10 protein-coding genes, 1 tRNA gene and 1 pseudogene are annotated in these 9547 nt (G+C 37.3%); 3 read left to right on the forward strand and 9 right to left on the reverse strand.

Annotated elements, in window-relative coordinates:
• Positions 1 to 65 precede the first annotated feature (65 nt).
• Both HMPREF0518_RS07730 and HMPREF0518_RS07735 read right to left on the reverse strand, forming a co-directional pair.
• Positions 66 to 1301, reverse strand: a complete 1236-nt coding sequence (locus HMPREF0518_RS07730) for a GH25 family lysozyme (protein ID WP_023192928.1) — start codon at positions 1299 to 1301, stop codon at positions 66 to 68.
• A 231-nt stretch (positions 1302 to 1532) separates the two neighbouring features.
• Positions 1533 to 1606, reverse strand: a tRNA-Arg gene (locus HMPREF0518_RS07735).
• Positions 1607 to 1759: 153 nt separating this feature from the next.
• Here HMPREF0518_RS07735 and HMPREF0518_RS07740 point away from each other — a divergent pair.
• Together HMPREF0518_RS07740 and HMPREF0518_RS07745 are read left to right on the forward strand one after the other, a co-directional pair.
• Positions 1760 to 2656: an alpha/beta hydrolase gene (locus HMPREF0518_RS07740; RefSeq protein ID WP_003627612.1), complete on the forward strand. Its 897-nt coding sequence runs from the start codon at positions 1760 to 1762 to the stop codon at positions 2654 to 2656.
• Between the two features lie 8 nt (positions 2657 to 2664).
• Positions 2665 to 3021, forward strand: a complete 357-nt coding sequence (locus tag HMPREF0518_RS07745) for an arsenate reductase family protein (protein ID WP_003627613.1) — start codon at positions 2665 to 2667, stop codon at positions 3019 to 3021.
• 86 nt (positions 3022 to 3107) lie between these two features.
• Here HMPREF0518_RS07745 and HMPREF0518_RS07750 read toward each other — a convergent pair whose 3' ends face one another.
• Together HMPREF0518_RS07750 and HMPREF0518_RS11065 are read right to left on the reverse strand one after the other, a co-directional pair.
• Complete coding sequence (locus HMPREF0518_RS07750) at positions 3108 to 3332, reverse strand: hypothetical protein (protein WP_003629192.1); 225 nt, start codon at positions 3330 to 3332, stop codon at positions 3108 to 3110.
• 99 nt (positions 3333 to 3431) lie between these two features.
• A pseudogene (locus tag HMPREF0518_RS11065) lies at positions 3432 to 3512 on the reverse strand (SHOCT domain-containing protein); the annotation flags it as partial.
• 223 nt (positions 3513 to 3735) lie between these two features.
• Here HMPREF0518_RS11065 and HMPREF0518_RS07755 point away from each other — a divergent pair.
• Positions 3736 to 6117 (forward strand): Xaa-Pro dipeptidyl-peptidase, encoded by a 2382-nt coding sequence (locus HMPREF0518_RS07755; RefSeq protein WP_003627615.1) that lies wholly within the window; start codon positions 3736 to 3738, stop codon positions 6115 to 6117.
• 51 nt (positions 6118 to 6168) lie between these two features.
• On the opposite strand, the gene msrB is transcribed toward HMPREF0518_RS07755, so the two are convergent.
• The 5 genes from msrB to HMPREF0518_RS07775 all read right to left on the reverse strand — a co-directional run bounded on the left by msrB (position 6169) and on the right by HMPREF0518_RS07775 (position 9132).
• Positions 6169 to 6594, reverse strand: coding sequence for a peptide-methionine (R)-S-oxide reductase MsrB (gene msrB / locus HMPREF0518_RS07760; protein ID WP_003627616.1), 426 nt, complete (start codon positions 6592 to 6594; stop codon positions 6169 to 6171).
• The gene (locus tag HMPREF0518_RS07765) at positions 6587 to 6868 is read right to left on the reverse strand and encodes a hypothetical protein (protein ID WP_003627617.1); all 282 of its coding nucleotides are present in this window, start codon (positions 6866 to 6868) and stop codon (positions 6587 to 6589) included. The genes msrB and HMPREF0518_RS07765 overlap by 8 nt, the downstream gene beginning before the upstream one ends.
• Before the next feature lie 115 nt (positions 6869 to 6983).
• A complete protein-coding gene (locus tag HMPREF0518_RS07770) occupies positions 6984 to 7847 on the reverse strand; it encodes a GRP family sugar transporter (RefSeq protein WP_003629199.1) in 864 nt (287 codons plus the stop codon).
• A gap of 173 nt (positions 7848 to 8020) precedes the next feature.
• A complete protein-coding gene (locus tag HMPREF0518_RS09855; RefSeq protein ID WP_003627621.1) occupies positions 8021 to 8191 on the reverse strand; it encodes an LPXTG cell wall anchor domain-containing protein in 171 nt (56 codons plus the stop codon).
• Positions 8170 to 9132, reverse strand: coding sequence for a mucin-binding protein (locus HMPREF0518_RS07775; RefSeq protein WP_003627622.1), 963 nt, complete (start codon positions 9130 to 9132; stop codon positions 8170 to 8172). Before HMPREF0518_RS07775 ends, HMPREF0518_RS09855 begins: the two co-directional genes overlap by 22 nt.
• Between the last annotated feature and the right edge of the window lie 415 nt (positions 9133 to 9547).

The following is a 9547-nucleotide window of genomic DNA, read 5'->3' on the forward strand; positions in this document are numbered from 1 at the left end:
AAAGCGCAAGCAAATTCTGCTAAACGAATTCACTTACGCTTTTTAATTAGTTTTAATATCTATTTTTAAAAATTACCACATTTAACGTACATGTTCTTGCCAATACGGTAATAGCTCTTGCCATTGATATGGGATCTTGAGCCATATGTCTTAATTGGAGTGCCTTTTCTTAACACACGCCAGTTAGCACGAGAATAACCATTATTCTTGTAAACATATGCATTATGCTTCAAGACACGAGAGTTACCTAAAACATTGCTTGCCATAATGTAACGATCTTCGCCAACTTTAAGTGCAGTCTTACCATTGTCAAGCTTAGTTGCTCCACCATAATAATTGATATTGGTGTAAGAAGCATAAGAACTACTGATACGTTCGCCCTTTTTATTGTAAACATATGACTTCTTCATAACGTAGCCACTAGTAGCTGGTTCATTGTTAGCTGGTTCATTGTTAGTTGGTTCATTGTTAGTTTGCTTTGAACTAGTAGCTGGCTTACTTGGTGTACTGCTTGGAGCTTGTGAAATAGCACCATCATTTGAAGTTGTATTTCCATCAATTGATAAAGGAAGAACTGCAACGTTACCATCAACATTTAAGCCACGCCAATTATCAGTAAATTGCCAAATTGATACACCTTCCATTGATGGGAAGTAATTGAAATTAGGATTATCAATTCTGCCTGAGATAGCATATGATGCTACCCACAATGAGTTAGGATACTTAACAATTACGCTATTAGTATCAATGTTGTTTCTCAAAACTGATGAACTTGCATAAAGAAGTGGCTTGTAGCCAGCTGCTTTAATTTGGTCCATAAATGCAATAATAGCATTAGCTGTTGGTGTCTTACCGCCATAAATATTATTGCCTTGACCAGTTTCGTAGTCACAAGCAATGTATGAATCCTTAGGCAAACCAAATGTTTGAGCTGCCTTAATAGCATAATTTGCTTCATCAACTGCTGCACTACTATTTGAACTAAATGTAGCGAAATGGTATGCCATTGGCATCATATTATTAGAAATAGCCGTTGAAATTTGGCTAGATGCCTTAGGATTGCGGTAAGTAGTCCCTTCACTTACCTTAACAATGGCAAATTGTGAACCAGCTTGAGCGTGACTTGATAAGTCAGCGCTTTGGTAACTAGCAACATCCACGCCAAGAGCGCGAGCAGCTACAGAAGTAGTTGCAGCATTAACAGTAATTTGTGGTCTATTTACTTGAGTTAATGCTACTCCTGCTGTACCAAGAGCGGTTGCACATGCCAATTTCATAATAATCTTTTTGGTAGTCGTCAATCTTATTTCCCCCGTTATGCGAAAATAACATAAATTCACACTTATTGTTTTTTAAGAAATCAAATTTAGAATAATATCGTTAACAAATTTAGTCAACAGATTAAGCTTCAATGTAAGAGTAACTTAATTATTGTCACGAATTTGTATTATACAATATTTTTTGGTGGGCAAATGGTGGGCAGCCTAATTTAAGCACAAAAAAAGCAATACACACAGTATTGCTTTCATCAGTGATCCGGGTGAGATTCGAACTCACGACCCACAGTTTAGAAGACTGTTGCTCTATCCAGCTGAGCTACCAGACCATTTCGTATGTTTGCATGTCCTCAACAGAACATAAGTTATTATAGGGAATATCTTTAAAAAATGCAAGCATATTTTTCAAAAAATTATTTTTTATTTTAGATTTGGGTATAATTAATTGTGAAAGCGTTTGTTTTTAGAAAAGAGATTAAAATATGGAACTTACAGAAAAAATAAAGAATTTCCTCAATGAATATCGTAGTGGCTGCAAGAGAAGTGACGATCATCGTGATAGTGATCTTCCTCATGACATCCCAGAAGTTGAAAGAATCGACAATTTACCTTATGGTCCAGACGAAAAATGGCACACATTAGATGTTTATCTTCCTAAAAAAGAAAGTGAACCCTTCCCTGTCATTATTAATATCCACGGTGGTGGCTGGGTTTACGGTACAAAAGAAACTTACCAATATTATGGCATGGGTTTAGCTAAACGTGGTTTTGCCTTCATCAATCCTAATTACCGTTTAGCCCCAGAACATGCAGAATTTCCAGATGAATTAGATGATGTCGATCGCTACATGCATTGGGTTGATGATCACGCTGAAGAATACCGTTTAGATAGAAATAATGTCTTTATTATTGGCGACAATGCTGGTGGTCAAATGGCAGAACAATACGTTACCATTTTAACCAATCCAGACTATGCCAAATTATTCTCATATAAGCCGCTTAACTTAAAATTTAGAGCAGTTGGATTAAACTGTGCTGTCTCCTTCGTCTTAACTCCAGACAGCCTTGCAGGAGTAGAAAGTCTTTACTTTACTAAGAATGCCGTTAACAAATATCATGAACAATTAGATGTAGAAAAATATATTGATCATAACTTCTTGCCTACATTTTTGATTACTGCTAATAATGACTTCTTGCATGATATACAATTCACCCTCTTTGGCTTTTTGCTTGGTCGCGGGGTTCATGCTATTTGTAAATCTTATGGTGATGAAGATAATCCTCGCGGTCACATCTCTTTCGTTAACCAAAAAGACAGAATCGCTGATATCGCTAACGACGAAGAAATCGATTTTTTCAGACAACACATGAATAAATGAGGTAAAGTATGATTAAATTCTATGGTTATAAAAGATGCTCAACTTCTAGAAAAGCACGCAAATGGATGGACGACCATCATGTTCAATATGAATTTCAAGATTTAGTTGAAGAGCCACCTAAAAAAGAAGATCTGATTAAATGGATGACTAAGTATCAAGATCGCGGTTTGAAATATTTCTTTAATACACACGGTCAACGCTATCGTGCAAACAATTTAAAAGAAAAAATACCAACGATGACGATTAAAGAAGCAGCAGAAATGATGTCACAAGATGGTAAGTTAATTAAACGCCCACTTGTCGTAGATGACCAGCATTTAACCTGCGGCTTTAAAGAAGATATATTTGAAAATACTTGGCTGTAAAAAATAACCCCTACAAGACTCTGAAAAATCTTGTAGGGGGTTTTCTTTACATTAGATCAATTTTACGCATTTACTATGTTTATTCTTCATTTTGGCCAACTATTGAAAAATAATGCTCCAAAACCAAGAACCATCAAAATGCCTAAGAAAATAATTGCATTAGTGGAATTAGCTACAACTAATTCATGTGCAGCGTTGAAATCTGCTGCTTCATTCATTTGAATAATCAGTCCTGAAAACAACATGGCCAAGCCGTTTAAGGTTAGCAAGCCACACAAGACTGTTAGGATTTTTACTTTAATAAACTTCATAAAACCATGTCCTTTCTTAAATATAATTAGACAAATATTATACACGCTCTAAATTTATAATTAAGAAAGAGACATTATTTAATGCTATATTTTCAAAATTTACTTTTTCTTAGCTTGAAATTCTTCTTCTGTTAAAATTCCTTGATCAAGCAATTCTTTCAACTGCTTAACCTGCTCAAGCAGCTTAAGCGTTCAATTTATTATTGCAATTTACGTCTTTTGTTTTTTACCAAATAAATCAAAAAGTCCCATAAAAATATCCTTAATAAATAAAATCTAATTACTTATATTATGGACTATTTTTATCTTACTTAAAATATTTCTTTATTGATTTCATTTTTATTGGTTCTCTCTCTTTAAACGGGTAAAATATAAGGTAATAATACTGACAAAGGAGAAAAATATGAAATATAACCAATATGCTTACGTTGAAACCGACTTTCAACAACAAGTTAAAGAATTAATCGATATCAACTTCTTACCTAAAAATTATCAAGTCTGGGACTTCAGCAGTCTTTTAGCTAAATTAGTTAAAAATGCAATCGCTGAGGCTAAAACAGATGCCGCTAAAAATGCCAAACTTGCGGAATTTGCAGTTTCTGATCACCAGACCTTGGCTGATTTTCTTAAGGAAAAGCCAACAGAAATTGGTACCAAACAATTCTACAACGTAGCTCTGCAACTTCTTGGCTACCACGTCCACTACGACTATGATTTTGCTGATCCAACCGGTTTCATGCAAAGAAATGCTTTGCCATTTGTGCAAGACATCAGCGACAATCAAAAATTAATCTCTGCCTTTTACCGCTTGCTCAATACCCGTGCTAAAAACGGACAAATCTTGCTCGATGTGATGGCAGGCAAAGGCTACTTTACTCAATTCTGGGGTCAAAACAAGTTCAAGTTCTTCAATGGTAAATCTATCCCTGTTTTTGACACAAATAAGGTCATTCGTGAAGTCGTTTATGTCGAAACTGATCTTGATACTGACCATGATGGCAAGAGTGATTTAATTCAAGTTACTGTTTTCCGTCCTGAAGAAACTAATAAGGGCCTTAAAGTACCTGCACTCTACACTGCATCCCCATACTTTGGCGGAATCATCGCCAACGAAAAACGCAACCATAACGTTGACGAAAATCTCTCTGACTCTACCGAATGGAATGATCCACAATACGTTCACTCTCCAATCGTTAAGGCTGAAAAGCCAGATGGTTCAAGCCGTCCAGCTACAGAGGAGGCAGTGCACAAGTCCTCTTACCCATTAAACGAATACATGCTAGCTCGCGGTTTTGCTAGCGTCTTTGCTGGTGCAATTGGTACTCGCGGCAGCGATGGTGTCCGCATCACTGGTGCTCCAGAAGAAACTGAATCAGCTGCTGCAGTTATCGAATGGCTGCATGGTGATCGTGTTGCCTACACTGATAGAACCAGAACCGTTCAAACTACAGCTGATTGGTGCAACGGCAACATCGGTATGACCGGTCGTTCATATCTTGGTACTTTGCAAATCGCCATTGCCACAACTGGCGTTAAGGGTCTTAAGACTGTCGTTTCTGAAGCCGCAATTTCATCATGGTACGACTACTACCGTGAACATGGTTTGGTTATTGCTCCTGAAGCTTGCCAAGGTGAAGACCTTGATTTGCTCGCTGAAACCTGTCAATCAAACTTATGGGATGCCGGTTCATACCTTAAGATCAAGCCTGAATACGACAAAATGCAAAAGCAGTTGCGTGAAAAAGAAGACCGTAATACTGGTCAATACTCTGACTTCTGGGAAGCTAGAAACTACCGTCACCACGCTGATGGTATCAAGTGCTCCTGGATTTCCGTTCATGGTTTAAATGACTGGAATGTTAAGCCAAAGAACGTTTACAAAATCTGGCAACTAGTTAAAAAGATGCCAATGAAGCATCACCTCTTCTTGCACCAAGGTCCGCACTACAATATGAACAACTTAGTTTCCATCGACTTTACAGACTTAATGAACCTCTGGTTTGTTCATGAACTTTTAGGCATTGAAAATAATGCTTACAATCAATGGCCAACGGTTATGATTCAAGATAACTTGCAAGCTGACAAGTGGCATGAAGAACCTGACTGGAGCAATGATTTAGGCCAAGAAAAGATCTACTACCCTACTGATGAAGGCGAACTTTTCCAAGATGGCAACGGCAAAGCACAAAAGTCCTTTACCGATGTTGGCGGTATTGAATTCAAGAAAGCTGGTATTTCAGAAAGCGATTGGCAATACAAGTTCATTTGCGGTGATGAAAAATGGGCTAAGCCAAGTTTACGTTTTGAAACTGATGAATTTATCCACCCTACTACCATCGTGGGTCGTCCAGAAGTTAAAGTTAGAGTTTCTGCTAGTCTGCCAAAGGGTGAGATTTCCGTTGCCTTAGTTGAACTGGGCGAAAGACAACGACTTACTGCTACTCCTAAATTCTTAATGCATGGCGGACAAGAATTAGGCTACCGTTTTGGCACTGACACTTTACAAGAATTTGTCCCAGACAAGAAGACTAAGGCTAAATTGATTACCAAGGCGCACATGAACTTACAAAACTACAAAGATATGAAGAATCCTGAAGCAATCGACGCCGATAAGTTCTACGACTTGGACTTCTTGCTTCAACCTACTTATTACACCATCCCATCTGGCAGCAAGCTTGCTTTGATCATTTATTCAACTGACCAAGGCATGACTAAGCGTCCGCTTGAAGATGAAACTTACACAATTGATTTAGCTAATACTGAAATCAAGTTTTATGAAAAATAATTAATCCTAACGAAAAGACAGGCATTCAAATCGAATGCCTGTCTTTTTTTGCTATTCAAATAACTTTTTATACTCGCCATAACCCGTTTGATCAAGCTTATCATATGGAATAAATTTCAAAGCAGCCGAATTAATGCAATAACGCAAGCCGCCTTTGTCTACTGGTCCATCAGTAAATACATGACCCAAATGTGAATCAGCTTCGGGACTTTTCACCTCAGTACGTTCCATTCCATGAGATTGATCACGATGGTAGGTCAACTTCTTTATTGGTTTAGTAAAACTAGGCCAGCCGCATCCCGCATCATACTTATCCTGACTAGAAAAAAGCGGTTCACCTGATACCACATCAACATAGATACCTTTTTCATAGAAATCATCATATTTTCCAGTAAAAGGATATTCAGTTGCGGCTTTCTGTGTAACGTTGTATTCTTCTTCGCTTAACTTCTTCAGAGCTTCTTCTTTATTAAACATGTTCGGTTCCTCCTGGGAAGAAATTATCGATTTTCTTTTCATAGATATCAAAACGATATTTGGTCAAAAATTCATTGGCTGGATCATAAATTCTTACCTGCAGCATCTCATTTTTGTCGTTCATATGCATTTCTTTATGAGGCATATCCAAAAATGGTTTAAAGGCAGCAATCACATTTTGGTATGAACTGTAAACATGCACATTTTGTTCAATTACTTCACCATTTTTAGCATATCGCTGTGCACAGATCACATATACAACGTTGTCATTCATAAAAAAGGCTCCTAACTTTAACTCTTTTTCTTCTTTCTTATATTTTAATGCATTTGCCTATTAAACAGATAAAAAAAGCAACAGATATCTAAATTAGACATCTGTTGCCAATTTTCTAAAATACTGAAGTTAAAACAGCACCGGCTACAATCAATACCAAACCAATTGCAGTATAGATGTATCCCTTCTTAGTCTTTTGTTCATGTAAGAAGATGCTACCACCAAGAGTTGAAATAACCACGCAAAGTTGTGACATAACGAAGGCTAAGTTAACACCGTTCATCTTTACTGAAACAATGTATGCAAGTGCTGCCACGGCATAAATCAAACCTGCAGGAATAACTTGATAACTTTCCTTTTCCTTAACAACGCCAATTTTCTTAGTTGCAAGGAGGTAAATTACTGTAGCAATCAACATACCGATGGTTTCACCAAAGAAAATCATGGTGTTGTCACCCTTCAAAGCCTTAGGAATTGAACTTGAAGTGATGTAACCCAAAGTGGTCAAAACCAAAACGATCATAGTTGTTGTTTGATTCTTCTTGCCGCCTTCGGCAGTACCCTTATCAGTCAATGAAGCACATGCAACACCGATAATCAATACCAAGATACCTAAGAAACCAAAGATCTTAGCTTGTGTACTTGCCCATTCGCCAAAGATTAATACTCCGACAAGTGGCACACCGATTAATTGCAAACCGGTTGAAATTGGCATTGTTTCAGAAACACCAACTTTAGAATAACTGTAGTACTGTCCGACCTGACCTATTACCCAGGCAGCTCCGGCAAGCATTGCCAACATAAAAGTTGTACCATCAAAAGTTGGACGTTTAATCAAAGTCATTACCACACCAAAGATAAATGCACCAAGTACAGTACCTAAAATTTGGTGGTAAATGTTACTCTTCTTGACCCCAGCAACGAACATCGGCATAAGTCCCCAACCGATTGCTGGAATGAATAGAAATAAATAATTCATTAATTTATTCTCCCCTATGATTTGTAAAAAAGTTACAAAAAGCATTGTATAAATGAAAGCGGATACGTTGCAAACAAAAAATAAGTAAAATTTAAAACGCTTTACATGAAGATACAAAAAAGGATTAAGCATCCCCAATCCTATGATCTAATGCTTAATCCTTTAATTATTGCTTAGTTTTTCTTCTTACGATTCAAACCAAAGATTGAAAGCAAGCTTGCAAATGAAAGTGCAATTAATCCCATTACTGAATTATTGCTATCCTTTTCACCAGTTTGTGGCAAAGTATTAGTTTTATCTTCAGTTACTGAAGATGAATTACTCATTTCTTCACTCTTAGGCATGTTATTAGCTTGCCATTGACCGTGATTAGATTGCCACTCGCCACGTGCAGCATGATTTTCATTCCATTCGTTGTGAGGAGCATGATTCTTGTTCCAGTCTTCACTATGTGGAGCACTATTTGGACTCTTGTCAACAGTCTTCTTGATTGCCTTGATACTCTTCTTAGTTGATTTTTCAGAAGCAACCTTGGTTTCTGACTTGTCGCTCTTCTTAGAAGTCTTGTGTTGTTTCTTCTTTGGAGTCTTCTTAGTTTCTTCTGGCTTCTTCTCTTCTTTTTGCTTGCCAGGAACTTTATGCTCTTCTGGGTTCTTGGTTTCTTCCGACTTCCCTGGCTTTTTTCTGGTTTCTTATCTAGATTTGGAGTTTTATCTTCATCCTTAGGTGGTTGTTGTTCTTTACCACCATTATCGCCACCAGTAGAGCCACCGCCATCTGGAACTACAGCAGTATAAGTAACCACAATTAGACCAAGATCAGTCTTATCAGAATCTGGATTTACCGAAATACCAGCAACCTTAGCCTTATCAACCTTGTCATAGCCAACTTCACTTGGCTTCTTTGAAGGAGCTTCGTCCATTTCTGGCTTGTCTGAAGTCCAATCAGTATATCTTACTACCTTCTTAGTTACACTATCGATAATTGCCTTACGAGTAAAGGTTACGCTTTGTTTGTATACGTGAGTACTGTCTGGTGAACCATTTACATCTTGGTAAGTCTTACCTTCATCTCTAGTGCCACGGTAGATAATAGTTCTAATAAAGGTCTTCTTTAATTCTTTCACATCAATATCAAAGCCTGGCTTATCAGTAGTTACATCTTCTTGATCGTGGAAGTAGTAAACATTTACATCTGCACCATCCTTAGTTGGATCAGAGTCTTTATGATCTACTACCTTACCACCATCATTGTCGTCTTCGGTACGGCTATCAAGCGCACGCACTTTCTTGTAACCATATTTAGTTAAATCAGGTGAGCCTTGTTCTGGGTATTCGGTGTGCTCACCAGTTGGAACCCAAGAAGCTTTGTCATCCTTAGTAGCAATGATTGGTTGTCCATTAGCATCTTTCTTGATTTCAGGCTTACCGTCTTTATCTAACTTATCAAAGCCATTTGGATCTACATAAAGTGCAGCAATGCCTAAGAAGTTGCCGTTGATTAGCAGTCTCTAGATTTAAGTTATGTTTTCTTCTCATTATTAAATTTCCCTTTTTAAGACATATATGTATATCAGACCATTTTCTGTATTTACAGGTACACCCCATAAAAGCACAAAAGAAGCTCGGTCCTGTGGACCTGAGCTTCTTACATAGGTCTCATTATACTATTAATTAAGTCTAATATTTAATATAAGATTC

This window comes from Lactobacillus helveticus DSM 20075 = CGMCC 1.1877, from assembly GCF_000160855.1.
Taxonomy (GTDB): Bacteria; Bacillota; Bacilli; order Lactobacillales; family Lactobacillaceae; genus Lactobacillus; species Lactobacillus helveticus.

Excerpts from the sequence above, each read along its gene's own strand:
- HMPREF0518_RS07740 (WP_003627612.1), top strand. The coding sequence starts at position 1,760 with ATGGAACTTACAGAAAAAATAAAGAATTTCCTCAATGAATATCGTAGT.
- HMPREF0518_RS07770 (WP_003629199.1), bottom strand. The coding sequence starts at position 7,847 with ATGAATTATTTATTTCTATTCATTCCAGCAATCGGTTGGGGACTTATG.
- HMPREF0518_RS07755 (WP_003627615.1), top strand. The coding sequence starts at position 3,736 with ATGAAATATAACCAATATGCTTACGTTGAAACCGACTTTCAACAACAA.
- msrB (WP_003627616.1), bottom strand. The coding sequence starts at position 6,594 with ATGTTTAATAAAGAAGAAGCTCTGAAGAAGTTAAGCGAAGAAGAATAC.
- HMPREF0518_RS09855 (WP_003627621.1), bottom strand. The coding sequence starts at position 8,191 with ATGCCTAAGAGTGAAGAAATGAGTAATTCATCTTCAGTAACTGAAGAT.
- HMPREF0518_RS07750 (WP_003629192.1), bottom strand. The coding sequence starts at position 3,332 with ATGAAGTTTATTAAAGTAAAAATCCTAACAGTCTTGTGTGGCTTGCTA.
- HMPREF0518_RS07745 (WP_003627613.1), top strand. The coding sequence starts at position 2,665 with ATGATTAAATTCTATGGTTATAAAAGATGCTCAACTTCTAGAAAAGCA.
- HMPREF0518_RS07765 (WP_003627617.1), bottom strand. The coding sequence starts at position 6,868 with ATGAATGACAACGTTGTATATGTGATCTGTGCACAGCGATATGCTAAA.